Origin of the sequence: Undibacterium umbellatum (assembly GCF_014284125.1) — a bacterium.
Taxonomy (GTDB): Bacteria; Pseudomonadota; Gammaproteobacteria; order Burkholderiales; family Burkholderiaceae_D; genus Undibacterium; species Undibacterium umbellatum.
The window spans coordinates 91,622-116,966 of the sequence record NZ_JACOFX010000018.1; the positions used below are offsets into that span (position 1 = coordinate 91,622).

Consider the following 25,345-nt stretch of genomic DNA (forward strand, 5'->3'; position numbering starts at 1 on the left):
CCAATCTAGCCATTGTACAAATACAGCACCAGCTTCTTTTCCGGGCTGACCACGATCAGGCCTATCCGTCCATAGGCATAATAACTGCCTGGGCTGTTGATGATGGCATTCGCCTCAACTGCCACTGAGGGTTTGATGGTGAGACAATAACCATAGGTGCAAATGTAATCATCAATATCCATGCGCCCGGATTCATTATTCACTGCCCAGGATTCTGGAGAGGCAATGGGAGTTGCTGCCCAGTTCTCATAGCTACCACGCCAGTCGCGGCTTTGCTGGTCCTGGTTGGCTGGCATGTCCTTGAAGAAGTCCATGCCACGCTTCTTGATAAGCTGCGCGGTAGCGTCTGGCAAAGGATACAACCGTATCCCCGATTCATTCCCACCCGGCCCGAATCCCCAGGATTCTTCATTTTGGTAAACAATCGAGGTAACCCCCAATGCATCGGGTACAGCCTCCAGCATGAACTGGCGCTCATATAGCTTGTAAGCCAGGTAGGGGCCTCCTGCTAACGTCAAAGCTAATAATATAAATGTACGACGTGAGAGTTTTTTGTAGAGATAAACGATACCGGCGATGATGAGCAGAGGGATGATTAGGGTTAGTGCGAGGATGAGGTAATTCATGTAGATCCAGATAATAATTACTTCAAAATACGACCAGGTTTCCGCTTGGCATCATCCCACATGGCCAGTATCCGTTTCCGTACAGCGTGAGCAATTCACACCAGCGACCAGGCTTGTTGGCCATGCTTTCCATTGCTGCGATACGCGCACAATACAAGGCTGCATCCTTTGCGGCTGTTGTGAAATTGTGGGGACCGCAGGTGATGGCATCATCGGCAACAATAAGCAAGGATTTTATGCAAAGTTGACTGATTTCTTTAAGGACGGGACGATAATCAATCTGATTTTCTTCGTGATAATGACGTAATGCGCTTCCATGTATTGGGTCACCATCAGTGATACTGCTTGGCAACCAATCCATGTTTGCTGCGATATATGCTTCACGTTCGAGGATGTCGGAATTGAAAATTTTTGTATTCCACGCTTGCAAATTCGGGACTGCTAGCATGCCATCGCCTGGGCAATAATTTCCTATTTGCGAAAACCATTTTGCTTGGATAATGGTTTGCTTGATTATTTCTATATTCATGCTTTTATTTAACTTGTGAAGTGCATTTTCCTTACTATTGGGTGATTCGTTCATGATGCCAATTTGAAATGAAATCCACGACTCGGTGCGCTGCAGGTTCTCATCTAAAACTCAGATATGCTCAAATCGTATTCGAAAACGTGCGTAATCTGAGGCCCAGTGTTGGGTTGGTGAAACGTAGCCTAGCGAAGCCCGACCCAATCTACAGTCTAGAGAATATCTTTCGGATGAACCGTATTATCAATGTCACTCCTCCAACAATAATCAATATACCGAAAAATACAAACCACAAAATTTCGGGAAACAAGAACATCAGAAAAGAACCTAGGCTCGTGGTCTGCCCACTTGAGCCAACATCGTTCCAAACCCAATATACGAGCAAACCATAAGCCAAACAAGCAAGTGTCAATTTTACGATGGCGCCTACCGCGTTTTCCTCGTCGCTTTTCGCAGTATCCTTTTCATCTGGTGATTCGCTCATAATACTCATTTGAAATTAAATGCATGATTAAGCCAACTGGATGCCCTAGCATATAAACGTACATACCCATCTGAAGCACACATCTATTGCACTCCGCATTCCGTCACGTCTGTGATTTAAGGTACGGTGTTGGGCTGGTGAAGCGTAGGCTGGCGAGGCCCAGCCCAACCTACGAAAACAAGCAGCACTCCCCCCCCTCAATGTGCTTCTTCCCAATTCGCACCCACACCAACTTCAGCAAGTAAGGGCACATCCAGCTTCGCTACATTTGCCATCAGTTCAGGCAATTTTTGTTTGACCAGTTCCAGCTCGGCTTGCGGTACTTCGAGTACCAGTTCATCGTGTACCTGCATGATCATTCTGGATTGCAGTTTGTCTGTTTCCAGCCAGTTTTGCACTGCAATCATGGCGAGTTTGATGAGATCTGCTGCTGTGCCTTGCATGGGGGCGTTGATGGCGGCGCGTTCGGCACCGGCGCGGCGGGGGCCGTTGGGGGAATTGATTTCGGCCAGCCACAGGCGGCGGCCGAAGACGGTTTCTACATAGCCGTGGGCCTTGGCCTTGGTGCGGGTGTCGGCCATGTATTGGGCGACGCCGGGGTAGCGCTGGAAGTATTTGTCGATGTAGCTTTGTGCGGCGCTGCGTTCAATGCCGAGGTTACTGGCCAAGCCAAATGCGCTCATGCCATAGATGAGACCAAAGTTGATGACCTTGGCATAACGGCGCTGCTCGCTGCTGACTTCGTTGAGGGCAACAGCAAAAATCTCAGCAGCTGTGGCGCGGTGGATGTCTTCGCCATTGGCAAAGGCAGCCAGCAGGCTAGCATCGCCAGAGATGTGGGCCATGATGCGCAATTCGATTTGCGAATAGTCGGCAGAGATGATGACATTGCCTGGCCCCGCCACAAAGGCTTCGCGTATGCGGCGGCCTTCGGCGGTGCGTACGGGGATGTTTTGCAAATTGGGGTCATTCGATGACAGGCGGCCAGTCACAGCCACGGCTTGCGCATAATTGGTGTGGACGCGGCCTGTGCTGGCGTTGACCATCTTGGGCAATTTGTCGGTATAGGTGGACTTGAGTTTTGCCAGACCACGGTATTCAAGCAAGACCTTGGGCAGAGGATAATCCTCGGCCAGCTTTTGCAAGACTTCTTCATCGGTCGACGGTGCGCCGGATGGTGTTTTCTTGACGACAGGCAGGCCCAGCTTGCCAAAGAAAATCTCGCCCAGTTGTTTGGGGGAATTTAAATTGAAGGGTTGTTCTGCCAGCTCGTAAGCCTTTTGTTCCAGCTCCAGCAGTCGTATGCCGATTTCATGCGACTGCGTTTCCAGCAAGTCTTTGTTGATGTGCACACCATTGCGTTCTACCTTTTGCAGCACGACCGAGGTGGGTATTTCTATCTCACGATAGACGCGCAGCAAATTGGCATCTGGCTCTATTTCTGGCCACATGGCGAGGTGCAGTTGCAGGGTGATGTCGGCGTCTTCAGCCGCGTAGGCGTTGGCACGCTCTATATCTACCTGGTCAAAGCAGATCTGGCTTGCACCCTTGCCGCAGACTTCTTCAAAGCTGATGGTTTTCTTGCCGAGGTGGCGCATGGCGAGGCTGTCCATGTCATGCGATTTGTGGGATTCAAAGACATAGGATTCGAGCAGGGTGTCATGCGCTATGCCGCGCAATTGCACGCCCTGGTTGGCGAAGATGTGGCTATCGTATTTGAGATTCTGGCCGACCTTGGCTTTGCTGTCGTCTTCCAGCCAGGGCCTGAGTTTGTCCAGCACCAATGCCTTGGGCAATTGATCAGGCGCGCCTGGGTAGTTATGGGCGACAGGTATATAGGCTGCATGCCCTACTTCGCAACATAGCGAGATGCCGACCATTTGTGCGGTCATTGGGTCTAGCGAAGTGGTTTCTGTATCCACTGATGTCAGCGTCGCGGCATTGATGCGGGCCAGCCATTCATCGAGCTGGGCTTCGGTCAATACGGTTTCATAATTGTGCTGGACTGGTGCGACTGGGCTATCATTGGTATCAGCATCGTCATTGAACAAACCCGCTTGTGACGGGTTGCCACCACTGGTGGCGGCCTTGGCGGCTGGCAATGGTGTCGCGCCAGCGGTGGCATCACCAGTGATTTCGCGCAGCCAGGTCTTGAAGCCATAACGGGTGAAGAAGGCCAGCATGTCTTCGCGGCTTTCTTCTTTGGCGATGAGGCTATCCTGGATGGAATCGTAATGACCAACCAGGTCGCAGTCTGTCTTGACGGTGATCAGCACGCGGCCTTGCGGTAGCCATTCCAGCGCACTGCGCAGGTTGTCGCCAACCACGCCCTTGATCTTGTCGGCATTGGCGATGACGCCATCAAGGCTGTCGTATTCTGTCAGCCATTTGACGGCAGTCTTGGGGCCGCATTTGGCAACGCCGGGTACGTTGTCAACGGTGTCGCCGATCAGTGTCAGGTAATCGATAATGCGGTTGGGTGGCACGCCAAACTTGGCCAGCACGCCGGGTTCGTCGAGTTTTTCATTGCTCATGGTATTGATCAGGGTGACATTGGCGTTCACCAGTTGCGCCAGGTCTTTGTCACCGGTAGAGACGATGGTGTTGAAGCCCAGTTTGGTGGCTTCTACTGCCAGCGTGCCTATGACGTCATCGGCCTCTACCCCTTCCACCATGAGGATGGGCCAGCCCATGGCCTTGACGGCGGCATGGATGGGTTCTATCTGCAGGCGCAGGTCGTCTGGCATGGGCGCGCGCTGGGCCTTGTAGTCGGCATACAGGTCGTCGCGGAAGGTCTTGCCTTTTGCATCAAAAACGCAGGCCATGTATGCTGCCGGGTAATCAGCACGCAAACGGCGTAACATATTGATCATGCCGTAGATGGCACCCGTAGGCTCACCTTGAGGATTGCGCAGATCAGGCATGGCATGGAAGGCGCGGTACAGATAGCTAGAGCCATCAACTAACAAGAGAGTATTTTGCATATGAACGGAAACAGAAAAGATGTAACGAGGTTGCGCCAGATTATCGATCAGGAAAAAGCAACTTCGCTGAAAGCGCGTGAATCATGGCATATGTTCACGATTATGGCAGAATTTATCGAGTCCACCGAGAGGCTTTCTTCGATCCGCCCTGCAGTGACGATTTTTGGGTCTGCGCGCACCAAGCCCGACCATCCGGATTATCTCAAATGTGTGGATTTGTCGCGCAGGCTGTCGGACGAAGGTTTTGCAGTGATTTCTGGTGGCGGGCCCGGCATCATGGAAGCTGCCAACAAGGGCGCTTTCGAGGGTGCATCGCCCTCAGTCGGCCTGAACATTGAATTGCCACATGAGCAACGCAGTAACCCCTGGCAAAACATCAGCCTGTCCTTCCGCCACTTTTTTGCTCGCAAGGTGGCGTTTGTCAAATATGCCGATGCCTATGTGGTCTTTCCTGGCGGTTTTGGCACCATGGATGAAGTCAGCGAGGTATTGACACTGATACAGACCGGCAAGACACGCAACATCCCGGTGATATTAGTCGGCACCAGTTTCTGGCAAGGTTTGCTGGACTGGATCAGGGTGCAGATGGTGGGCAATGGCATGATCAACCCGGATGACCTCTACCTGGTACAGCTCATCGATGAACCAGCCAATATCGTCGATGCCATTTTTGCTTTTTATGAGGCCAGGGATATTAATCTGTCTGAGGAAGAACGGCAGAAGATGTTGTATTTGTAGCCAGGTGCAAGGCAGTCAAAAAGCACGGCTGAGCAAGTTAAACATCTATTTTTAAAGTACGCCGTGCACACGGCGTACCAGATACGGCAACGTGCATCAGACGCCTATTTTTTTCAGTACCGTCTGCAATTGAAACAAATCACTCACAGTAAACATGCCCACCGAAGGCAGCAAGCTGCCACGCTCTGGGGTAGTTGTGATGCCACTGGCAATCAGGTGGAATTGATTAGCAGGATCAGGCACATGACGCATGCCGAACACGGCATGCATGGAGATGCGGGTCTGCCCATCGTTAAAGGTTTCCCCCCAGGCTGCACGACCCTGTACATCAGCCATCACCGGCCTGCTGTCAAAGCGCCCGTCATATAATTCTATGATGGGATATTCGTTGAAGCCGCGAATTTCATGCACATAGGCGGCATAGAAATACTGTCCCAGTTGTAGAGCGAGCACATCCTGGGCACGCAGGAAAGTCAGGTTCTCGCGAGTAGACGGGCGTTTCTTTAAGGCCACTGGCGGGCTGGCCAACAAGTCTTTGATGGCATCAGTATTCCTGAAGAAAGCATCGCTGAGGGCGACAGCAGCGTTCAAGTTATCTATCGCTTGCACGGCACTCGCTGTCAGCGCAGATTCAGCGATGCCATGCTTGTGCAATAGCAGCGCCATTGCCAGTGCTGTTTTATCCTTGTAGCCAGAACTGACTTCATCTTCTGGCCCTTGCAACACACAATTCCAGCGTGCCAGCAATTGGGGCAGCACATACCCGTCTACCGTCATTTTTTTGTCGTGCTTGGCATAACTCATGGCTTCTGAAACCAGGTTGGCGACATCGTCTTCGATGACTTGCACCAGTTGACGGGCGGCCAGTTTATCCAGGGCTTGCTGATGGCTGATAGTAGTCATGATGATGGTTTTTTATGAGGTGACACTCACGATAGCAGCATGTTAGTGAGCAGCAAACCAGACTTGCATTTGCTCACAATATTGAGGTCTTCGCAAAACAGCTTAATCTGGCAGATATGCGCCCTGGGTCTGGCCATGCCGGGTTTGGACATCGTATTGCACGCCTTGCGTTTTCGCTTCTTCTGTCAATGCCATTCCCTGGGCATTGAGTACAGTTTTGAGTATGTCGCAGCTAGGTAATGCGGCTTGTGCCAGCAGGCGCTGGTCTATTTTTTTTGCAGTTTCCTGCGCAATCTGCAAATGACCCAGTTCATGTTTTTTCAGCGCTGGCAGATAGTTATTGAATTGTGCAATCACCTTGTCGTCCTTGCTGCTGAGTTCTGGCAGGGTGATCGTTGCTTTCAACGTGACGCTGATGGCTTTGACTTTACAAGTCCGGAGATCACTAGTCTTGTCATAGGTGTATCTCCACTGCATATCCCATCTGGTGTGGCTGTGGTTTTTCATATGGCCGTCAATCACAGGGGTAGCCGCGTTGATTGCCCTGGCGAGTGAGGTACCAACTTCATGCCTGACGGGATATTTGATGTAATCCACCGTCTCCAGAATCTCGGCCCTGGCCAGAGGGCAGCCAAACATTAATGCCAGCAACAGGTATCTTTCAATGTACATGGCACTCTCCAGAATAATGATGCCTTTTTTGACAAATACGCCCAAAGGGCAGCGAAAGCCCTTTGGCGGTCATATCAGATTCTACGACCAAACAGGCGCACTGGTATATCATTAGCCCACTCACAAACTCCAGCCCATTCCCAACCCACAAAAGAGCAGGCCAGCACCGCAAACTTTTTGCATGCCGTCTTTCTGCAACCAGCTATGCCTGACTCTACTTTGAGCGAACTGTTTTGCAGCCCACGTTAGCGTGCTGCACAAGAGGATAAAGTACAGCACATTGATGACTTCAAACATGGCCCCCAATCTGATAAAGCCCTGCACTGCACTGCTTTGAGCCGGTGGAATATACAGAGGAAAGAAAGTGGAAAAAAACAGGATGGGCTTGGGGTTGCTGATGGTAATCAGCAAGCCACGCACAAAGCTGGCGCTGGCTGGCTTTGATTCTTGTTGCTTTGTCAGGTTGCGGTTGCACAGCAAGCCTATACCCAGATACAGCAGATAAGCAGCCCCCAGCATGCGCAAGCCTGGCAGCAACCAGGACAGGCTTTGCATGAGCACGGCAAACCCTGCTGCGGACAAGGCAATCAGTACGATGTCGCCCATCACGATACCCGCCACCGCCACGGCAGCGCGTTGTGTGGAAAACCTGGCCAGTTCTGCCACCAGCAAGGTGGCTGGGCCAGGCACGATGATGACGAAGCAGGATGCCAGGATAAAGCTCAAGAGATTGGCCAGATCAGGCATTTTGAACCTCTGGCTGAGTCGCTTGCAGATGGGCATGTAAATCCATGATCAGCTGATCCAGACTGGCATCCAGCGCAGGAAATACATGGCCTAGGCTGCGTGCGCGTGAGGTGTCCATGAGGTAATCATGGGCATAATCAAAGGGGCTGTGCTCTTGTCCATCATTGCTGGCAACCTGCAACAGGCCTGGCTTACCCAGCAAGCGGGCGATGCGCTGATGCAGCTGCGGGGCGGACATGTCGCCGTGGCAAGCCAGGTTCACCGGCCCCAGGAAATCTGCCTCCCCAGCCCACAGCATGGCATCGACTATTGCATCCACATTCAAGAATGAAGAGCGGCCAGCCCCAGGTGAGTGCGTCAACACCTGCCCTTGCTGCACCCTGCTGACATAGCTGGCCAGCCTGCCTGTGAAATCATCTTGCGCAGCCAGCACATGAGCAATGCGCAGGGTGGCAACAGGCAGGCGGCCATCCTGCATGAGCACGGCTTCTGCCTGCAACTTGCCAGCCGCATAGCTGGCTTCGGCCAGGGCAGGGTCGCGCCAAGGGTAGTTATAATCCACACTGACCTGGCCCAGATCAATGTCGTCTTCACGCAAAGGTCGCACTATGTCTGCCATCAAATGGCGATAGGTTTCTATGGTGGATGACATGATATAGCGCCCCGTCTTACCAGCGAATACATCGAGGGCAATGGCGGCGTCCAGCGGGCAGTAGCACATCTGGTCATAGATAAGATCGTAGCGTTTGTGCTCAAAGCTGGCATGCATGGCAGCTTTGTCTCGCCTGTCTACACGCAGGCGTTGCACGGCATTGCCAAAGTCATCCGGTGTCTGGCCACGAGTAGCGATAGTGACGCGGTGACCTTGCGCCAACAGCCGCCTGACCAAGTGTTTTCCAAAAAAGCGCGTACCGCCTATAATCAAGACATTCTTATGCATTGTTGCACCTCATTTTTAATAATGAGGCAATCATGGTCCATGTGAAAAGCCAGGACAAACGACTAATACTATCGTCATGAACAAGTAAAACTATCTCATTAATGAAAGAGCCTTTACGAAATCTATCCTTGCTGGTGGACTTTGAATGTGCGGCACGCTGGTGCAGCTTCAAGCTGGCGGCGCGTGAATTGCACAAGACCCCGGCCGCTATCAGCCAGAACATCAAACAGTTGGAAGAGCAACTGGGCTTTGCCCTGTTTGAACGTCATGCGCGGCATTTGAGTATCACTGAAAAAGGCAGCGAACTGGCCACGACAGTCAGCCAGTTGCTGGGTGATTTGCATATCAAGGTGGCGGCCCTGCGTGAAGACAGTGCCAATGACAGCCTGCGCATTTCCTGTACTCATTCCTTCGCCATGAAATGGCTGGTGCCGCGCCTGCATCGCTATACGCAATTGCACCCGGAAATTGATATCCGCATAGACTCGAATGATACTGTGGTCAACCCTGCGCAGGGTCAATGCGATATCGCTATCCGCCATCAACAGTTTGTAGAAGGCGATACCAGCAACTTGCTATGGCGCGAGCAATTGCTGCTGGCTTATAGCCCGGCCCTGCTGGATGAAAAGGATAAACGCAGTCCCCAGGCACCAAGGCTGCAACGACTGCTGCGTTATCCACTACTCTATGAGGGTACGCCAGAACACTGGATACGCCTGCTGCAAGACCATGGCATGCTGGGCCAGCCGCACGACTTTGCGCAAAACTACAGCCATGCCGGTTTGCTGGTGCAAGCAGCCGTTGCTGCGCAGGGCGTTGCCCTGCTGCCCGCGGCCATCGCCTGCGAAGACTTGCAGCAAGGCCGCCTGCAAAGGCTGGCAGATGCGCAACTCCGTTCACGCTATTGCTATCGCATTGTGACTGCCAACACCAGGTCAGAAAAGCTCAACAGTTTCATAAACTGGTTGCACGCCGAGATGGTGGACATGCAAAATTACCTGCAAGCCGGTTAGGACGCGCTGTACGCCAGCACCGGCTCATCAGATTTTTTATGCAGCCACGATCTGAGGTGATTTTTTCCAGAAGCCTTGCCTGAACTGGCCGCGCTTCCAGGCAAGGCGCAAGAATACTGCCCCCATCAGCGTCGCCAGAAATAGTGCCAGCACTGATGCTTCTGCGCCAAAGGCACCGCCACTCAGCCAATCAGAACCTGTCATATGGGTTTGCAGCCAGCCCTTGCTCTCCTGGCCAGACACTGCCACGGAAAACACTGCGCCCTGGGTAAAATTCCAGGAGAAATGCATGGCGATACACAGTGCCAGGCGGCGTGTCAGCATATAGGCAGCACCAAAGGCAATGCCCGCTTCCAGTGCAATGGCGATCGAACTGAACAGAGTCGCGCCAGGATTGGAGGCGTGGGCAAAACCAAAGGCCAGTGCCGATATCAGCAATGCGACCACACTACCCAGCGATTCTTCCATCATGCGGAATATCATGGCGCGGAAAAATAATTCTTCCATCACTGCCACCACAATAAAGATGGGTAAATACTTGAGCATCAGCCTGGGGTCATTGTAACCATCAATATGAAACACCCCCAGCAAGAACAAGCTGCCCAGCACCAGGACAAACAGCATGGCACCCAGCACCAGGCCGAGCAGCCATTCTTTCCATACTGAAAAGCCAGCCAGTTCAGTGACCTTGCGTTTTTCTATGACGCGCACATAAAAAGCATAGCTCAGCAAGCCTAGCGTCATGGCTGCCATATTGCGAAACACCATCCAGTCTGGCCCCGGCAAAAATTGCGACATTAATTTTCGTGAGACAAACTGCACGCTGCCGACGATGAATAACGCCAGTAAAAACCTGACGATAGTGTATTGCAAAAGTTTTTGATGCCAGACAGCTTTGCTCATGCCAGGCTTGATTTCCATTGTTGTCATATATCCCCTAGGTTGCCAGTTTTCAGTTGTAGAGTTTTTCTGCCACCCTCATCTGTCATGCATTGTGCGGGGTGACTGACTGGCACTATAAACAGGTGGTATTTTCATTGCATCCTCGATCTGACCAAGCGCCAAATGTGGGGATTAAACGGGAAAATACGCAGATAAATAGCTGGGGGCTGACTCCCGCCAAACCGGGGCAAGATCGAGATGCCAGTCTTGATGCATGCATATCTGTACAGGGTAAATTTTTGCCAGCAATACAATCACTCAGCCTGTATCTCAAGGGCATCTTTATATAGTTTGAGAAACTTGAACATCTTCGGCCACACTTCCCTGGGCTTGAAAACGATGGCGACCTCACGGTTATCGAGCGCTGATTCGGTCAGCACGACATGGTCTTCCACCAGTTTGGCATTGGCAAATTCTTTGGCGTTGACACGGCAAACGGCCTTGAAAAACGGCCCAGCCAGCCATGCTTTAACTTCAGGCGTATCCTGAAAACGCAAATAGCCAACCAAAGAGGCATGGGCCACAGCCACCATGGCAAAACCCAGAGGAAGGTCATCTCTGACGAGGATATACATTTTCATGTCGATGATCACAAAGTCGATTCTGGCGCGCTACTCAGTTTGTCTTGCGCTGGGAAACTGGTCACCAGATACCGTTCAGGATAACCCTCTACCAGTTGCATGAGCTCACCCGCGATGCCTTGCAAATCTTGCCAACTGAGGATTTTGCTGTCGTAGTCACCTTCCTGGATGCCCGGCATGACCATGGCAACCAGGTCAGTCTTGGGTAGCAGGGATACCACACCCTGGGTCCAGGTCGAGAGTGAAGTCAGTTTGTCGGTATCATTATTCTTGAGTACGGTATAGCTGGCAACAAAAATGTCTTCGCCATTTTTTTCATGCAAGGCCTCCAGCAATTCTTTTTGTGAACCATAGTCCTCTGCTCTTTGCGTGGTTTGCAGGTTCAGCAAACGCTCCAGTACATCGGCATTGGCCGGAGTATGGCTGGCGAGCGTGCCATCCCTGAACTTATACATACCTGCTGACACCACCCGGCCTTCTTGCTCCATGCAGTCTTGCGCATGTTCCAGCATTTTTAATTGCGCGCTGATGCTATTGGCAGTACACAGCAAGAGGCGGCCACGGGTGGGCACCATCATGACCGGGTCGCTGCCGCAACCGGCGCGATAGATCAGGTCAGACAGCAGGATGCGTGAAGAATCATAGGCATCTTCCCACACACCGGCGACGACACCATCACCCAGGTCAGTGAAGTGATCACCGGTACGGTCGCGCAGGTTATACAGCGCGATGTTGAGCGCTTCTTCCAGGCTGATGTTCCAGGTCTCGTAATTGCTTTGATTGACCAGGGCCATGGAGTGCTCGGTGTCATAGGCCAGCATCAGCAGGGCATCTTCACCGAAGGGCAACGCAGCTTGCTGATACGACATGGGCTGGTCTTGCAACAGCGAAGTCAGGCGCAGGTACTCGCCCTGGCCACGGGGCTTGAGGCTGGGCATGAGGTGTTCTTTGGCGCTGGCGAAATCGTCAGGTATGCCATTGATCTGCAAACCCGCGGTATATTTCAACAGTACGGTGTCACGCTGGCTTTTGGCGGCAGCGCAATAATCGCGGTAGGCATTGTGCAGGTTGAGGACATGCGAGCCATTTTCACCCACCACCAGGCGGAACTCAGCCTCATCAAAATGCATGGTCTGAGCCAGCCCTTGCGTTCGTGCATACTTGATGACGATCTGGGCAAACTTGTGTGTCGATGGCTTGGACTTGAAAAAATCAAAAAAACCCATGTCTCTCCCTTGCTGCAAACTATCGTAAGATCAGAACAGCCCAGGCCCACAGGCGCAGCACTGTTTCCGTATGATAGCCTCAGTGGCGGGATTTGTGTTTGTTGTATTTGCGGTCCTTCTTAATCGCTCTTCTCCCCATCAGCAATAAAGCAAGGGCGGCAGCTTTCAGCTTTCATTCGAGATCAGTCTTTGACTGATTTGCCTGGACAAGCTATTTCTGGCAGCTTTGTAGGTTTTCATTTCAGTTGTGACCACTCTTGCCACCGGTGCGTGTCCACTACTTCTCACAAGGGTGAAGGAGTCGACTAATTCACTCAGGCTGACTGCCTGATTCTTGAGGCTTTCTGCTGAGGCGGCAGCTTGTTCCACCAGGGCGGCATTCTGTTGTGTCATGTCATCCATTTGCGTAATCGCCTGATTTACCTGCTCTATGCCAGAACTTTGTTCCTGGCTTGCCATGGTAATGTCGCGCATGATTTCGGCTGCACGTTGTACTCCTGTAACAATTTCCTGCATGGTCTTCCCGGCCTCGGCGACGAGCTTGTCGCCGATATCCACCTGCTCGACAGAATCATGAATCAGCGTCTTTATCTCCTTGGCTGCACCGGCACTGCGCTGGGCCAGGTTGCGCACTTCACTTGCAACAACAGCGAAGCCCCGCCCCTGCTCACCAGCACGCGCAGCTTCTACTGCTGCATTAAGGGCGAGAATATTGGTCTGGAAGGCGATTCCGTCAATGACTCCTATGATGTCAGAGATCTTTGACGAGCTGTGCTTGATTGCCCCCATGGTTTCTACTACCTTGGCCACCGCGTGCCCGCCTTTTTCGGCCGTTTTCGCAGTTGTCACCACGATCTGGCTCGCCTCACGAGAGTTTTCTGCGTTTTGCTTAACAGTCGAGGTGAGTTCCTCCATTGAAGATGCTGTTTCTTCCAGTGAGCTTGCTTGCGATTCAGTGCGACCTGACAAGTCAGCATTGCCTGCAGAAATTTCACTTGCACCATTATTGAGGTGCGTAGTGGTCTGACGTATTTGACCGACCAGCAACTTGACATTGGTTTGCAAAACCTTAAGCGCCTGCGCCAGATTGACGACTTCTTTGCTGCCTTGTGTTTTAATGGGATGCGAAAGATCACCAGAACTCATGACCTGTATGTCGTCACTCATGCGCTTTAGTGGCAACAGCAATTCTTGATACAAATGTGCGCTGAAAGCTGCAGACAGCACTGCCACCGCAATTGCCAGCACGTTGACCAGTTGCACACTGCTCGTGTTCGCGGCATAAGTGATCGCCAGCATCAGCAATAGCATCAAGCCAGCAAAGCTAATCAACTTGTTCGCCGCAGTCATTTTCGAATAGAAATTCAGCCATGAAAACGCGCTTCGCTTAACAGCAACACCTTCGCGGATGATCAATGACTTATCCCCATTCTTTAAGGCGCGGTAGGCAGCCTCTGCCGCCCTTACCTGTTCACGACCCGGTTTGACACGAATCGATGTATATCCAATCATTTGACCATTTTTAATAAGTGGCGCGGCATGCGCCTCTACCCAATAGTGGTCACCATTCTTGCATCGATTTTTGACAAGTCCAGTCCATGACTTTCCGCTCTTGATGGTGTGCCAGAAGTCGGCAAATGCTTCAACCGGCATATCTGGGTGGCGCACTATGTTCTGTGGAGCACCTAACAATTCTTCTTCGCTAAACCCGCTTATGCGCACAAAATCATCATTGATATAGGTGATATTACCTTGCAGGTCGGTCTTGGAAACAATGGTTTCCGTTTCCTGCATGATGTATTCTTTATTGGTAACTGGCATGTTGTTCCGCACGACAAAACTCCTTGATATGACCAACTCTACAATTAGTGATTTTGTATTTATTCACATTAAAAACTGCGGCCCTGGAAAACCTGCTCTGCCTTGATTGAGTGCTTTTTCAATAACCGTTCTCAATTCTTGTTCATCGACTGGTTTTTGCAATACAGCTACCGCGCTAGACAGACAAGTTTTTTTGAAATCATCCATGAGCTCGTGCTTAGTGAGGACGATCACCGGTATTTTTTCCCCAAACTGCGCCAGTTTCGACATCACTGCGAAACCTGACATGTACGGCATGTGCAAATCCAACAGGATGCATGTGGGCTGTTTTAAGCGCAGGCTTTGAATAAACAAGCTGCCCGAACTAAAACTCATTGCATCAAACCCCAACGAACGCAGTAAGCAAACCATTGCCTGCCGCGTTTGTGCGTCGTGATCGACGACTGCTATCCATGTAGATTTATTTCCCATAGGCATCATCTTAAAGATCTGGCTTTGTGTGCGGTATTGGACCTTGGTCCAATATCGGGCCAGAATTTGTGACGCTGTGTTAAACGGTGGCAAAAAAAAAGGGACTGCAGATTTCTCTATGCAGTCCCATCAAATGCGATACAACTGACGCGTCTTGCTGCATCGCACCACTTGCTCTTCCATCTTACAGCCTGGATAACGCCCTTCTATTCAGAATTCTTCCCAGTTGCCTTCAGCCGCAGCAAGTCTTTGCATAGGAGCCGCTTTGGTCACCGCACTTTTGATACTACGCACGCTGGCAATTGACGGGGCCTTGATAGCAATGCTGCGCTTGTGAACGACGGGCGCTGTCACCGCCAGCTTCGTTGTATCAATCTTGAATTGCTGGACCAGGTTGGCAAGAGTAACGGCCTGCTCTTGCAATGAACCCGCTGCCGCTGCGGCCTGTTCCACCAGTGCTGCATTTTGCTGTGTCACTTCATCCATTTGTATGACGGCAGTATTGATTTGCTCTATGCCCGATGTCTGTTCTGCACTGGCTGCGGTTATCTCACCCATGATGTCAGTCACATTACTAATACTGTTGACCACTTTGTTCATGGTGATACCAGCTTCATCAACCAGGCGACTACCCACTCCAACCTTTTCAACGGAATCGTCTATCAGTGTCTTGATTTCCTTGGCGGCAGATGCACTACGCTGTGCCAGGTTGCGTACTTCGCTGGCCACTACAGCAAAGCCACGGCCTTGTTCTCCAGCGCGTGCTGCTTCAACTGCTGCATTGAGCGCCAGTATATTGGTCTGGAAAGCTATTCCGTCAATGACGCTAATAATATCGACGATTTTTTTCGATGAAGTATTGATATCGCCCATCGTGCTGACAACCTGGGCAACTACCGCACCACCCTGTAAGGCGACTTCACTGGCCGCGATGGCCAACTGGTTTGCCTGGCGGGCATTGTCAGCATTTTGTTTGACAGTAGAAGTCAATTCTTCCATGGATGAGGCTGTTTCCTCCAGTGCCCCCGCCTGTGACTCGGTGCGGGATGACAAATCCATATTGCCAGTGGCGATTTCTGACGATGCTGTCGATATCGTTTCTGTCCCCTGACGAACCTGTCCAACAAGATGCGCCAGGCTATCGTTCATTTCTTTCAAGGCTTGCATCAACTGACCTGCCTCATTTTGCGCATGCACCTCAATCTGGCTGGTGAGATCGCCCTCTGCCACACTCTGCGCCACCTGTATCGCTTTTTTCAAGGGAGTGGTAATGGCGCGAGTGCTGCTCCAGGCAATTCCTACACCGACGACCATGGCTGCCACCGTCGCAATCATCATGAACATCAAGCTCGCCTGATAGGCATCCTTTGCTTCGACTTCATCCTGCTTGTTTTCTGCCTCTTCGTGCAACATGAATTCATGCAAGGCGTCCTGCCACTTTGCGTTGACCGGGACAACTTCTTTCAGAAGAAAATCAATTGCTGCGTCTCTGTCGGTTTTCACCATCTCAAGAAATTTATCATTAAGTGGCCGCACTACCTGTTGGTTTTCTTTTATTTTTTGCATGAAGCCTTTACCCGCTTCGTCTTGCGGCATCTTTTCAAGTTCTGCAAATGCCTTGTTATACTGTGTACGTGCTTCGTCGATTTTCTTGTGTTGCTCGTTCGCGAGGCTCTCATCTTTCAACAAGGCTATCGTTGTCATCACCCTCGCAACGACATGTACAGAGCTGGCCATGCTATCCAGATGATGTATTTTAGCAACATTGACATCGACAACATGATGTAATGCTTCGTTGGATTTGTGCATGCCACGAATACCTAGCAGCGCGACGATCGCCAGTATGCCAAGCAACAGGCCAAAGCCTATGCCAAGTTGCTGGCCTATCTTCAGGTTGGATAATTTCATTTAACGCCTCCGGCTAAGTGTGTACTGCTAGATTGCAGTTTGGATTAAGTATTTGTTTGTCAAATTGTATTAAGGCTGTGGCTATTACAGAGAACAGTTCCTGGTCGTGTACGGGTTTTTGCAACACAGCTATGGCGTGGGCGAGATCGCTATTTCTTTGCCTCTTTCCAACATCCTGCCCCGTCAGGATGATGACGGGCAGCTCAGGCTGCAATTGCGCCAGCTTTTCTATAACAGCAAAACCAGACATGTCAGGCATGTTCAGATCAAGCAATACACATGCAGGACTACGCAAACGCAAGCCATCAAGAAAAGCTTTGCCTGATATGAAGGCGTGTGCTTCCAGTCCAGCCGAACGCAATAAGCGCAGCAGTGCGCGACGTATTGCTTCTTCGTCATCGACCACTGCTATCCATGTAGTTGTATTTCCCATGAGCATCATCTTAGTAGAGCAAAGACGATGACACTATTGGACCTTGGTCCAATATGAAGTGTGCAATTGTTAAACAGCGTTAGACAGCCGGGAGTGGCTGATTGGAGGTTGCTGGCCTTAGCCCTTGAGTTTTTCCAGCATATGGATCAGCGCAGCCACGGACGTCACGTCCATCTTGCTCATCACTTTGGCGCGATGCACCTTGATGGTTTTTTCGACGGTGCCAAGTTCGGCGGCAACCTGTTTGTTGAGTTTACCCTCAACCAGCAGGTACAACACTTCAAGTTCACGTGGCGTCAAGCTGTTAAGTCGGGCTTGTATTACTTGCTTCTCTGCGCTGGCAAGTCTCGCTAAGCGGTTGCGTTCAAAGGCGGTCTGTACCGCAGCCAACAGTTTGTCGGCATCCACGGGTTTGGTCAAAAAGTCTTGCGCGCCCAGCTTCATGGCAAGCACGCCTGTGTCGATACTGCCATGCCCCGTCAAAAAGATAATGGGCAGGTCGCTCCCCATTGCTGTGAGCTTGCCTTGCAATGCCATGCCGTCCATATCTGGCATGGCCAGGTCCAGCACCAGGCAGCCAGCTTTGCTGGCATTGCCGCTGTCCAGAAAAGCTTGTGCCGATTCGAACGTGACGGCACTTACACCAGCAGATTGCAAAAGGCGCGCCATTGCCTTGAGTACTGCGGGTTGGTCATCGACAAGGAACACGTTGGCAACTTCTGTCATGTTGCAGCCTCTTGTGCGGCAGGCAGATGAAAACGAAAACTGGCTCCTGAACCTGCATGACTATCATGGTTTTCACACCAAAGCTGGCCACCGCTCGCTTCAACAATGTTTTTGCAAATCGATAAGCCCAGCCCCATACCATTCGCCTTGGTGGTGTAAAAAGCCTCAAATACCTTGTTGCCGAGGTGTTCTGGCACACCAGGTCCATGATCATTGACACTGACCTCCACCCTGTTTTCTGGTGTCAAGCGGGTGCTGATTTCTATGATGCGCTGGCTGGCATCCAGATCCGCAACAACTTCACTGGCATTCATGACCAAGTTGATCAATACTTGCTGCAATTGCACAGTGTCAGCACTTACATGCGGTAAGTTGTCGTGCAACTCAGTCAATAAGGTGATGCCCTGGTTGATCATATCGTTGCGCAGGATGTGCAGGGCTTCCAGCACCAGTTTATTGATATCAACGCTGTGCTGTTCATGACTGCGCTTGTCAAACAATCGACGCAAGCGCCGGATAATTTCGCCAGCGCGCTTGTCTTCATCAACAATATCCTGCAGGATTTCGCCCAGCTCTTGCATATCCACATTGGGACTGGCCAAAAACCGCTGCGCTGCCTGGGCATTGCTGAGTATCGCGGTCAGTGGCTGGTTCAACTCATGGGCCAGGGCGCCTGACAATTCACCCATGGTCGCAACACGGGCCAGGTGCATGACTTCCATACGTTTTTGCCCCAGTTCCAGTTCAGCTTCCCTGCGGGCAGAAATATCCACTGTCACACCACGGGTCAGCAATGGTTTTTGCTGCTCGTCAAACTCCACCTGCCAGACTACCGCCAACCATCGCTCTGCCTCGCCAGGTGGTGTCACCCTGAACTCGGCCTGATATCGCGGCGCTTGAGCTTCCCTGTAATCGCCAGTAGCACTTTCTATCTGGCGACGGTCTGCAGGATGGATGCGTTGAATCGCCATTTCCAGACTTAATGGCTCGTCCTGACTAAATCCAAAATGTCTGCGCCATTCAAGAGAAGCCCACAATTCACCCGTCCTGAGATCGCGTATCCAGGTGCCGATATTGCTAATATCGCTCGCCATGGTCAGACTTAACTGGATGGCGCGCACATCATTTTCCCGCACTTGCAAGCGCTCTGACAATTGTAATTCATGGGCACGCCGCTGGCGTTCGGTTTCGGTAATGTCACGGATGATGGCAATCGCGGTATCCTGACTGCAAGGCACGACCCTGACTTCAAACTGCATTTCTCCCCTGCCCGCCACCGGCAGGTGATGGCGAAACTCTTGCAGCTTCCCGCTCTCCAGTGCCTGTTCTATCGCATTCATATACTGACTGGCGACGTGCGCTGGCAACACGTCAGCAACTTTCGACTGCAAAAGCTGCTCCCTGCTTTGTAGCATCATCCCAGGGTCAGGCGCATGCACATCAAGGTGACGGCCATCGCGGTGGATAGTGAAAATCAGGTCTGGGATGGCACGCACCAGCGCGCGGTTTTTGGCTTCACTATCGACCAGTGCCTGTTGCGCCCGCTTTAACAAAGTGACATCGGTCACCAGAACAAAAAAGCCTTTTACAACATCGTCGACTTTATGCGCTATATACTGCGCCCAGGTATATCCACTCTCTCCATTAGCTTTGATAAGGGTGCGTTCAAATTGCTGGTCAACCCCAGTCAAGACAGCCTTAATATAGGCGATATTCTTCAAGAACAACTCTTCGCCCAGTAAATCCTGCATGCGTATGCCCTGCATTTGTTCGGGCGTGCGGCCAAACCAGCTTAAGTATTGATGGTTGGCATAGGTACAGCGCAAGTCAGAATTCCAGTAAGCCACCAAGCCCGGTACATTCTCCGCGACCACATTGGCAAAATACTGGCCCTCGGCCTGAGTCATCAGCTGCCCCTGCCGCCCAGTGATATCCTTCATTTGCATGCCAAGACAGGATTGTTGGCCATTTACTTGCAGCAAAACCATCTCCAGGCGCAAAATGATCAGTTTGCGATCTGCCCTTATCGCTCTTAGTTCGCAAGCAGATGGCCCTCCCAGTGTTTGTAATTCAGCGAACTGAGTATCAAGGATCGCATGATCCTCAAAGACAAATTTCTGCAATTGCATACCATTGAGATCTTCTGGTGTAGTACCTAGCAAATCCGCTGCTGCCAGGTTTGCATACATCACCATGCCATACACGCTGGTGATCATGCAGGGCGTTGGCAGATGCAGCAAGAAATGCTGGTAAAGATCTTGTCCGGTCGACTGAGACTGCAAGGCGAGTTTAAGGGCAAGATTTTCTTGTTCAAGTTGCTCAAGTCGCGCAAGCAAGTCTTGCACCACGGCATCGTCAACATGCGAATCTGGATTTGTATTTATTTGCATCAGCACCGGGTAGAGTGTGTCGTTCAGCTTTGCATCAAAGAAATTTGCGCGACTTGCCTTACATCAAACTGCAGTACAAACTTGTTGTCAGACAAGTATGCAGCAATAGTATGCTTACCCTACAGCTTTTGCAATATATGACAATTACCGCCCTCGCCCACTGGTCTCTACAATAATCTCGTTATCGCACCTGTCCACCTGACGGTTAAAGCCTTCTGCATCACCTATCAGTTTAGCCAGGCCCTTTCCTGTCTCAAAACTGGTCGGCAGCTTCAGACGTATCTCTTGCAGGTATTTGCCATTGGCGCAACTGAGCATAAAGTTCTGAGCCAGCTTTTCACCTTCCTGCTTTTTGATCATTTCGAAGAACTCTTTCACAGAAAATGACTTGCCGGCATGCTCAAGAATAAATTTGCCAACCGCAGAATTATTCACCTCCTCCACAGCCGCAGCAGCGGTTTTGAAATAGCTATCTGCATCGCGCGCCTGGCAAGTACCATGCTTGTTCCACTCGTACTCACCAAACTTGCTTTCAAACTGAAAATTCGGCATCCACTTGGCGATGCGCTTGACTGTGTCTGCAGTGAGCTTCATAGGTTCCTTCGAGCAGTTGCCGTAATTGATGCCACACTCCTTTTTATTCGGCCACAGACCATGCAAAGTCAGATTATTGATCTTCAGTTTTCCGCTGTTGATGGCATCACATTCCGGCTTCTTGCCGCGATAGGCAAAGTGTTCGCAAAAGCCTGGTTGCCAGGTGATGGCCAGCACATAACTGTCTTCCTGGTTTGGCGTGCTGCACATGGTCTGCCGGTCTGCTTCCCTGGTTGCCTTGGCCCGACCGGCTGGCGCATTTTCTTGTGGCACCTGATCGAGCTGCGCCGTACCACAGTCACGGGCCACCCAGCGCAAACTGGGGTTGGCGCCGTCCACATCCACCCGCAACCAGCTAAAGTCACCCGGCTTGTTGATCTCTTTTACCGCATAGCTCTTGCCCACTGTCGTGCGTACTGTACCGGGATTAGTTTGCTTGTTGAACGAGGCATACAATTCACAAGACTGGTTGGCAATAAAACTGCCATTGACCGGCTCGCTCGCCAGAGCAGTGCATGCAAAAACGCTTGTGACAATCAACAGGCTGAGGTGCGGGTAAGAAAGTTTCATGATGATCTGGTGCTTGTATGGGGTAATGGTGAATCAGGTATTATTTGCGGGGAATGCGGTTCGCGTCAAATCCACACCATTCAGATGCCTTCAGAAACAGCGCCGTAAAACCCGCCAGTGAGAACTTATACACTAGCGCGGGTGTGCGGCTGGCCGGTGTTTTACGCAACACGCTCACCGTCGTGGCGCTGCGCATGAGGTTGATAGCATCAGCCGAAGAAGCCTCATTCAATACTGCCCAGGGGCGATAGGTCTGCCCCTTTCTCGACTCTATCATGGTCCGTACATCGTCAAAGCTGGTTTGCTGCCCATCGTCAAACTGAAAAATAAATTCATCCGTGGTCGTCGTGACATAATTGCCACCCGAAGGATTGAATTCTTCAAAAAACACCGTGCTATACCCGCCAGGATAACTATCCACAAAAAATGCCTCCTTGATGCCATTGCCCCCTGCCATCAAGATGCAATGCTTGACGCCTTGGCATCACGCTCACTGAACATATACCAATCCTTGTAACTGGCCGTTTGCTCAGCAGCAGCCAAGGCTGGCAAGGCAGCCAGGCCCAGACAATTAGCCAGCCAACAGTTCAGGATCAGGCGAAGATAGTTTCTTGTTTTCATATTGTTCGTTTCCAATGGCAAGGGATCAATGACGAGCGACAGTATACCGCCGCCCTCTCAAGGAAATGGAAAACCTGACTCAAGACTGCATCGGACAAGAATATTTCGCTATGTGCACTTGACGGCGAAACTACAGGGCAGCAGAGATACCGGGGAATTTAACTTAAATACACCAATCAATTGGAGCGGGTGAAGGGAATCGAACCCTCGTATGAAGCTTGGGAAGCTGCCGTTCTACCATTAAACTACACCCGCGAGAGCCTTATTCTACGGGGGTTTTAGCAGAATTGGCAACCCCCGTTTTTCCCGCAATTATTACAACTTTCCCGCAATTATCGGGTTGGCACTACTATTTTACCTCTGCGCAGATAGTGCCTGCGAGTGGTTTTTACGTCGTCATGGCCGAGCAAATCAGCGGCCTTCTGTTCGCCCAACAAATCAGACGTATCGTCGGCAGCCTTTGCGCGCAGATCATAAAACCAAAAATTGATGATAGAGCTTTCAAGTTCTGGGTTTTCGGCGACGGCCCGGTCCCTTGCTTCATGGAAATGATTTCTTAGTACCGCTTGTGTCAGCCGTTTGCCTTGGGTATTAATGAGCAAAGCGCCACTGGCGATAGTGTATTCATGTTTACGGCGATGTATCCTGTTAATCACTTCCTTTAGTTGCCCCTGAATAACAACTCTTAAGGGCTGTTTGGTCTTCGCTTGCTTTATGATCAGATGCCCAGACACAATATCGTCCTCCGTCATAGACAAGGCATCTGCGGGGCGCTGTCCAGTCAGATAAGCCAGTTCCATCGCATCCTTTAGTGGCTCACTGGCATGCTTATAGACCAGGTTAAACAGGTCATCAGAGATATACACCGTCCGCTTGTCTAATTTGTGCCCTCGGATACCCTCACAGGGGTTTTGCGCGTCTGTATAGCCCCAGCCACGCGCATTATTAAAGATGGTTGAAAAAAGCCGCTTACACCTGTTTGCAGTCGTTGGCGTTGATCTATGCTTGTCGAGAAACTTGCGGATATGCACCGGCTTGATTTCATCAAGTGGCGCTGTGCCAAAATAGCTCTCGACATGCTTTATATCGTACTTGAAAATTTTCTGGGTGTTGTCTGCTTGTTTTGGCAGTTCCTCGTTCCTGTAGCGATCAATGGCCGCTTGCATAGTCGGCCGTTCAATGTTTGCTTGGATGCGAAGTTCACTATATTTTTTTAAGGCAAGGAAGTAGTCCTTGCCGAGTGGGATTTCCTTCCGAGGCTTGCCACCCATATCAAGAGTGTAATAGATATGCGGCCCCTTTACGCGCCGCAACATACCGATTGGAAGATCAAAATTTTTTGTGCGAATTCTAGCCATAATTAGTCAGGTGGTTGCCAGGTTGGTTTTTTAATCTCTTCTTTTTTTCCATCAATTGCAGACATGGGAACTACTGGCCGGCCACACGCATTGATGAAAAATCGAATACCCATTTTTTGCAGTGCCAGAATCTGTTGCGACTTCCATTTTTTCCCGGTCAACTCTGCGAGTTCTTTAGAAGGTAGAAATGTGCTCATGTATTTTTCTACCTTGTTCACTTGGATAAAAAGCCATTGTCAGCCAATGCACGGGCAAGCTGATTGCCTGCATTCAAGGTAAATTCCGCATCACTAGCACTTGGCAACGTCAAGCAAAAATTTGCCATAGAGTCAGAGCGCAAAAAGACAGCCAATGCCCGCGCCTCTGCCTCATTCATATACGATATCAGCTTAATTATCCTCATATTTCCCCCATCGATTCAGCCACAATTGCGGCTACTGTTTCAGCATCGATACCCAACAGCCGGGCAACTTCATCAAAGCGGGCTGCGTTCGCCTTACCTGGCGCATAAGTGACGGCATACGTCTGCAAAATACGGTGTTTGGCCACAATCATTTTTCACCTCGCCATGGTTTGACAGTGACGCCACATACGCCAAAAAAGTCATAGACCGCGCCAAATACAGCGCAGGCGTCCTGAGCAATGGCGATGTACTCACAATTGCTTGTGACCGTTCTTACATAGACTTGAAAGCTCATATTTCGTCCTTTCTTTGGTTATTTTTCAGTCTGGAAAATCCAGCATTTGACTGATGTGGAAGGGGTGGCCATGGGCGATTGCGTGCTGCGGATCACGCTGTTGACAACCCTGTTTGTTTCTACAAACTTGCGGCGGCTGCTGGTCTTAAGCACCTTCTTCAAGTCGCGCAAAAGCGGCACCTGCTGACGTTTCTCCGTTGCTACCTGCATGAAGTGATTTAAATTGACGGCAATAAAGCCAGGGTCACGCGAATGATTCAAGATCGACATATCCCCGTTATCCAGATAATCAAACGCCTCCCAGAATTCCTGCACCAGCACATGGTCGCTATTGATTACCTGCTGACGTTCCTCGGCCATGGTTACGATCTGGGCTTTTAAAGCTGCCTGCTGCGATTCAGGCAGCTTAACCACCAGCGCCAGGGCATCAGCCAGCGCCAGCATTTGCGCGTGGGTTTCCACCAGGCGCGGCATCTTGATATTCTTGTTCTGGCGCAGCTCTTTTAGATACATAGGGGTATTGGTACCCACCAGCTCCATGATGGCCTTCTCGCGTTTGGTAGCGGCCAGAATGAAGCCTGAAACCTGTTCCACAGACATATACTTCAGCTTGTCCGCTGCCTCTCCGGACGCCGCCGTCTGCGTAGAACGGTCAAAATACAAATGCACAATCCGCGACAAAATCGCCTCGGACGCATTCACCGGGTTATTTTGCGAAATCACGATAGATCCCCGGAAAGGCGGCTCGTAGGTCTCATTGCCACCCGTCGCCATACCCCTGGCACGCATGCTGCGGCCGTTATAGGCCGTCTTCAGCTCGTCCCAATCAAATGACTTCACATGGCTTTTGTCTTCCCCCATGCGCTCGCGGTCAGATTCAATCAACACCACCGGCAAACAAGACACTTGCCCAAAATTACGCGCCCGCGCAGCAAGGCTAGACTTTGCCGGGTCAAAGCCCTCATACCCATTACGGCCAAACAGCTTCCACAAGAATTCAATCAAGGTTGATTTACCGGCCCCGGCTTCGCCCACCACCTCAAGAAAAGGGTAAGACGATTGTTTAGACCTGATCTGCTCCGCAAACAGTGATCCAAACCAGAAAGTAAGCGCCACCAGCCCCTTGGCACCAAAGGCCGTCCAGATCAGGTCAAGCCAGTCTGTACGGTATTCATGACGGTCGCGGTTAATGGTCAGGTTGACAGACTTATTCAAAGACTTGATCGACAGCTTGCCGATATCAAAGAAATCCTCGCTGTTCACCTCATTCAATACGCCGTCTTTCATCGCCACATCACCCAGCACATAGCAACCATGTTCAAGGCTGTAGCCGATGTAATCGATGGTATCCACGCGCTTGATGTTGTAAAGCT

At 51.0% G+C, this 25,345-nt stretch carries 25 protein-coding genes, 1 tRNA gene and 1 pseudogene; 2 read left to right on the forward strand and 25 right to left on the reverse strand.

The window, feature by feature from the left end; all coding sequences use genetic code 11:
* Positions 1–5 precede the first annotated feature (5 nt).
* The 3 genes from H8L47_RS24245 to polA all read right to left on the reverse strand — a co-directional run bounded on the left by H8L47_RS24245 (position 6) and on the right by polA (position 4,620).
* Positions 6–626 carry a hypothetical protein gene (locus H8L47_RS24245; protein WP_186956250.1) on the reverse strand — a complete coding sequence of 207 codons (621 nt, stop codon included), beginning with the start codon at positions 624–626 and terminating at the stop codon, positions 6–8.
* 22 nt (positions 627–648) lie between these two features.
* Positions 649–1,209: a hypothetical protein gene (locus tag H8L47_RS24250; RefSeq protein ID WP_186956251.1), complete on the reverse strand. Its 561-nt coding sequence runs from the start codon at positions 1,207–1,209 to the stop codon at positions 649–651.
* A gap of 624 nt (positions 1,210–1,833) precedes the next feature.
* The gene (polA, locus tag H8L47_RS24255; RefSeq protein WP_186956253.1) at positions 1,834–4,620 is read right to left on the reverse strand and encodes a DNA polymerase I; all 2,787 of its coding nucleotides are present in this window, start codon (positions 4,618–4,620) and stop codon (positions 1,834–1,836) included.
* Here polA and H8L47_RS24260 point away from each other — a divergent pair, their 5' ends adjacent.
* Positions 4,621–5,358 carry an LOG family protein gene (locus H8L47_RS24260; protein WP_186956254.1) on the forward strand — a complete coding sequence of 246 codons (738 nt, stop codon included), beginning with the start codon at positions 4,621–4,623 and terminating at the stop codon, positions 5,356–5,358.
* 96 nt (positions 5,359–5,454) lie between these two features.
* Here the strand turns inward: H8L47_RS24260 and H8L47_RS24265 are convergent, their stop codons facing one another.
* The 4 genes from H8L47_RS24265 to H8L47_RS24280 form a co-directional block, all read right to left on the reverse strand.
* Entirely contained in the window at positions 5,455–6,261 is an 807-nt protein-coding gene (locus H8L47_RS24265) for a hypothetical protein (protein WP_186956256.1), read from the reverse strand.
* A gap of 102 nt (positions 6,262–6,363) precedes the next feature.
* On the reverse strand, positions 6,364–6,933 hold the full coding sequence (locus H8L47_RS24270; RefSeq protein ID WP_186956257.1) for a DUF922 domain-containing protein: 570 nt from the start codon (positions 6,931–6,933) through the stop codon (positions 6,364–6,366).
* A gap of 120 nt (positions 6,934–7,053) precedes the next feature.
* Positions 7,054–7,680, reverse strand: coding sequence for a LysE family translocator (locus H8L47_RS24275; protein ID WP_186956259.1), 627 nt, complete (start codon positions 7,678–7,680; stop codon positions 7,054–7,056).
* A complete protein-coding gene (locus tag H8L47_RS24280) occupies positions 7,673–8,620 on the reverse strand; it encodes an NAD-dependent epimerase/dehydratase family protein (protein ID WP_186956260.1) in 948 nt (315 codons plus the stop codon). Before H8L47_RS24280 ends, H8L47_RS24275 begins: the two co-directional genes overlap by 8 nt.
* Before the next feature lie 101 nt (positions 8,621–8,721).
* On the opposite strand from H8L47_RS24280, the gene H8L47_RS24285 reads away from it, so the two are divergent.
* A complete protein-coding gene (locus H8L47_RS24285) occupies positions 8,722–9,633 on the forward strand; it encodes a LysR substrate-binding domain-containing protein (RefSeq protein ID WP_186956261.1) in 912 nt (303 codons plus the stop codon).
* Between the two features lie 36 nt (positions 9,634–9,669).
* Here H8L47_RS24285 and H8L47_RS24290 read toward each other — a convergent pair whose 3' ends face one another.
* The 18 genes and pseudogenes from H8L47_RS24290 to H8L47_RS24375 all read right to left on the reverse strand — a co-directional run.
* Positions 9,670–10,563, reverse strand: coding sequence for a CPBP family intramembrane glutamic endopeptidase (locus H8L47_RS24290; RefSeq protein WP_186956262.1), 894 nt, complete (start codon positions 10,561–10,563; stop codon positions 9,670–9,672).
* Positions 10,564–10,829: 266 nt separating this feature from the next.
* On the reverse strand, positions 10,830–11,156 hold the full coding sequence (locus tag H8L47_RS24295) for an aminoacyl-tRNA hydrolase (RefSeq protein WP_186956263.1): 327 nt from the start codon (positions 11,154–11,156) through the stop codon (positions 10,830–10,832).
* An 8-nt stretch (positions 11,157–11,164) separates the two neighbouring features.
* A complete protein-coding gene (locus H8L47_RS24300) occupies positions 11,165–12,382 on the reverse strand; it encodes a hypothetical protein (RefSeq protein ID WP_186956264.1) in 1,218 nt (405 codons plus the stop codon).
* Between the two features lie 165 nt (positions 12,383–12,547).
* Positions 12,548–14,203: a methyl-accepting chemotaxis protein gene (locus tag H8L47_RS24305; protein ID WP_186956265.1), complete on the reverse strand. Its 1,656-nt coding sequence runs from the start codon at positions 14,201–14,203 to the stop codon at positions 12,548–12,550.
* Positions 14,204–14,266: 63 nt separating this feature from the next.
* Positions 14,267–14,674 (reverse strand): response regulator transcription factor, encoded by a 408-nt coding sequence (locus H8L47_RS24310; RefSeq protein ID WP_186956266.1) that lies wholly within the window; start codon positions 14,672–14,674, stop codon positions 14,267–14,269.
* A 210-nt stretch (positions 14,675–14,884) separates the two neighbouring features.
* The gene (locus H8L47_RS24315; protein ID WP_186956267.1) at positions 14,885–16,582 is read right to left on the reverse strand and encodes a methyl-accepting chemotaxis protein; all 1,698 of its coding nucleotides are present in this window, start codon (positions 16,580–16,582) and stop codon (positions 14,885–14,887) included.
* Positions 16,583–16,595: 13 nt separating this feature from the next.
* Positions 16,596–17,015: a response regulator transcription factor gene (locus H8L47_RS24320; RefSeq protein WP_186956268.1), complete on the reverse strand. Its 420-nt coding sequence runs from the start codon at positions 17,013–17,015 to the stop codon at positions 16,596–16,598.
* A gap of 117 nt (positions 17,016–17,132) precedes the next feature.
* Positions 17,133–17,741 carry a response regulator transcription factor gene (locus H8L47_RS24325; RefSeq protein WP_186956269.1) on the reverse strand — a complete coding sequence of 203 codons (609 nt, stop codon included), beginning with the start codon at positions 17,739–17,741 and terminating at the stop codon, positions 17,133–17,135.
* Positions 17,738–20,131 (reverse strand): PAS domain-containing sensor histidine kinase, encoded by a 2,394-nt coding sequence (locus H8L47_RS24330; protein ID WP_186956270.1) that lies wholly within the window; start codon positions 20,129–20,131, stop codon positions 17,738–17,740. Before H8L47_RS24330 ends, H8L47_RS24325 begins: the two co-directional genes overlap by 4 nt.
* Before the next feature lie 144 nt (positions 20,132–20,275).
* Positions 20,276–21,295 (reverse strand): ribonuclease T2 family protein, encoded by a 1,020-nt coding sequence (locus H8L47_RS24335; protein ID WP_186956271.1) that lies wholly within the window; start codon positions 21,293–21,295, stop codon positions 20,276–20,278.
* Between the two features lie 40 nt (positions 21,296–21,335).
* Positions 21,336–21,716, reverse strand: coding sequence for a hypothetical protein (locus H8L47_RS24340; RefSeq protein WP_186956272.1), 381 nt, complete (start codon positions 21,714–21,716; stop codon positions 21,336–21,338).
* 35 nt (positions 21,717–21,751) lie between these two features.
* On the reverse strand, positions 21,752–21,916 hold the full coding sequence (locus H8L47_RS24345) for a hypothetical protein (RefSeq protein WP_186956273.1): 165 nt from the start codon (positions 21,914–21,916) through the stop codon (positions 21,752–21,754).
* A 181-nt stretch (positions 21,917–22,097) separates the two neighbouring features.
* A tRNA-Gly gene (locus tag H8L47_RS24350) sits at positions 22,098–22,171 on the reverse strand.
* 77 nt (positions 22,172–22,248) lie between these two features.
* Positions 22,249–23,274 carry a tyrosine-type recombinase/integrase gene (locus H8L47_RS24355; protein ID WP_186956274.1) on the reverse strand — a complete coding sequence of 342 codons (1,026 nt, stop codon included), beginning with the start codon at positions 23,272–23,274 and terminating at the stop codon, positions 22,249–22,251.
* Between the two features lie 2 nt (positions 23,275–23,276).
* Complete coding sequence (locus tag H8L47_RS24360) at positions 23,277–23,471, reverse strand: DUF4224 domain-containing protein (protein WP_186956275.1); 195 nt, start codon at positions 23,469–23,471, stop codon at positions 23,277–23,279.
* A 202-nt stretch (positions 23,472–23,673) separates the two neighbouring features.
* Positions 23,674–23,829, reverse strand: a complete 156-nt coding sequence (locus tag H8L47_RS24365) for a hypothetical protein (protein ID WP_186956276.1) — start codon at positions 23,827–23,829, stop codon at positions 23,674–23,676.
* Positions 23,826–23,972 (reverse strand): hypothetical protein, encoded by a 147-nt coding sequence (locus H8L47_RS24370; RefSeq protein WP_186956277.1) that lies wholly within the window; start codon positions 23,970–23,972, stop codon positions 23,826–23,828. The genes H8L47_RS24365 and H8L47_RS24370 overlap by 4 nt, the downstream gene beginning before the upstream one ends.
* Before the next feature lie 18 nt (positions 23,973–23,990).
* A pseudogene (locus tag H8L47_RS24375) lies at positions 23,991–25,345 on the reverse strand (bifunctional DNA primase/helicase); the annotation flags it as partial.

Excerpts from the sequence above, each read along its gene's own strand:
- H8L47_RS24245 (WP_186956250.1), bottom strand. The coding sequence starts at position 626 with ATGAATTACCTCATCCTCGCACTAACCCTAATCATCCCTCTGCTCATC.
- H8L47_RS24250 (WP_186956251.1), bottom strand. The coding sequence starts at position 1,209 with ATGAACGAATCACCCAATAGTAAGGAAAATGCACTTCACAAGTTAAAT.
- polA (WP_186956253.1), bottom strand. The coding sequence starts at position 4,620 with ATGCAAAATACTCTCTTGTTAGTTGATGGCTCTAGCTATCTGTACCGC.
- H8L47_RS24260 (WP_186956254.1), top strand. The coding sequence starts at position 4,621 with ATGAACGGAAACAGAAAAGATGTAACGAGGTTGCGCCAGATTATCGAT.
- H8L47_RS24265 (WP_186956256.1), bottom strand. The coding sequence starts at position 6,261 with ATGACTACTATCAGCCATCAGCAAGCCCTGGATAAACTGGCCGCCCGT.
- H8L47_RS24270 (WP_186956257.1), bottom strand. The coding sequence starts at position 6,933 with ATGTACATTGAAAGATACCTGTTGCTGGCATTAATGTTTGGCTGCCCT.
- H8L47_RS24275 (WP_186956259.1), bottom strand. The coding sequence starts at position 7,680 with ATGCCTGATCTGGCCAATCTCTTGAGCTTTATCCTGGCATCCTGCTTC.
- H8L47_RS24280 (WP_186956260.1), bottom strand. The coding sequence starts at position 8,620 with ATGCATAAGAATGTCTTGATTATAGGCGGTACGCGCTTTTTTGGAAAA.
- H8L47_RS24285 (WP_186956261.1), top strand. The coding sequence starts at position 8,722 with ATGAAAGAGCCTTTACGAAATCTATCCTTGCTGGTGGACTTTGAATGT.
- H8L47_RS24290 (WP_186956262.1), bottom strand. The coding sequence starts at position 10,563 with ATGACAACAATGGAAATCAAGCCTGGCATGAGCAAAGCTGTCTGGCAT.
- H8L47_RS24295 (WP_186956263.1), bottom strand. The coding sequence starts at position 11,156 with ATGAAAATGTATATCCTCGTCAGAGATGACCTTCCTCTGGGTTTTGCC.
- H8L47_RS24300 (WP_186956264.1), bottom strand. The coding sequence starts at position 12,382 with ATGGGTTTTTTTGATTTTTTCAAGTCCAAGCCATCGACACACAAGTTT.
- H8L47_RS24305 (WP_186956265.1), bottom strand. The coding sequence starts at position 14,203 with ATGCCAGTTACCAATAAAGAATACATCATGCAGGAAACGGAAACCATT.
- H8L47_RS24310 (WP_186956266.1), bottom strand. The coding sequence starts at position 14,674 with ATGGGAAATAAATCTACATGGATAGCAGTCGTCGATCACGACGCACAA.
- H8L47_RS24315 (WP_186956267.1), bottom strand. The coding sequence starts at position 16,582 with ATGAAATTATCCAACCTGAAGATAGGCCAGCAACTTGGCATAGGCTTT.
- H8L47_RS24320 (WP_186956268.1), bottom strand. The coding sequence starts at position 17,015 with ATGGGAAATACAACTACATGGATAGCAGTGGTCGATGACGAAGAAGCA.
- H8L47_RS24325 (WP_186956269.1), bottom strand. The coding sequence starts at position 17,741 with ATGACAGAAGTTGCCAACGTGTTCCTTGTCGATGACCAACCCGCAGTA.
- H8L47_RS24330 (WP_186956270.1), bottom strand. The coding sequence starts at position 20,131 with ATGCAAATAAATACAAATCCAGATTCGCATGTTGACGATGCCGTGGTG.
- H8L47_RS24335 (WP_186956271.1), bottom strand. The coding sequence starts at position 21,295 with ATGAAACTTTCTTACCCGCACCTCAGCCTGTTGATTGTCACAAGCGTT.
- H8L47_RS24345 (WP_186956273.1), bottom strand. The coding sequence starts at position 21,916 with ATGAAAACAAGAAACTATCTTCGCCTGATCCTGAACTGTTGGCTGGCT.
- H8L47_RS24355 (WP_186956274.1), bottom strand. The coding sequence starts at position 23,274 with ATGGCTAGAATTCGCACAAAAAATTTTGATCTTCCAATCGGTATGTTG.
- H8L47_RS24360 (WP_186956275.1), bottom strand. The coding sequence starts at position 23,471 with ATGAGCACATTTCTACCTTCTAAAGAACTCGCAGAGTTGACCGGGAAA.
- H8L47_RS24365 (WP_186956276.1), bottom strand. The coding sequence starts at position 23,829 with ATGATTGTGGCCAAACACCGTATTTTGCAGACGTATGCCGTCACTTAT.
- H8L47_RS24370 (WP_186956277.1), bottom strand. The coding sequence starts at position 23,972 with ATGAGCTTTCAAGTCTATGTAAGAACGGTCACAAGCAATTGTGAGTAC.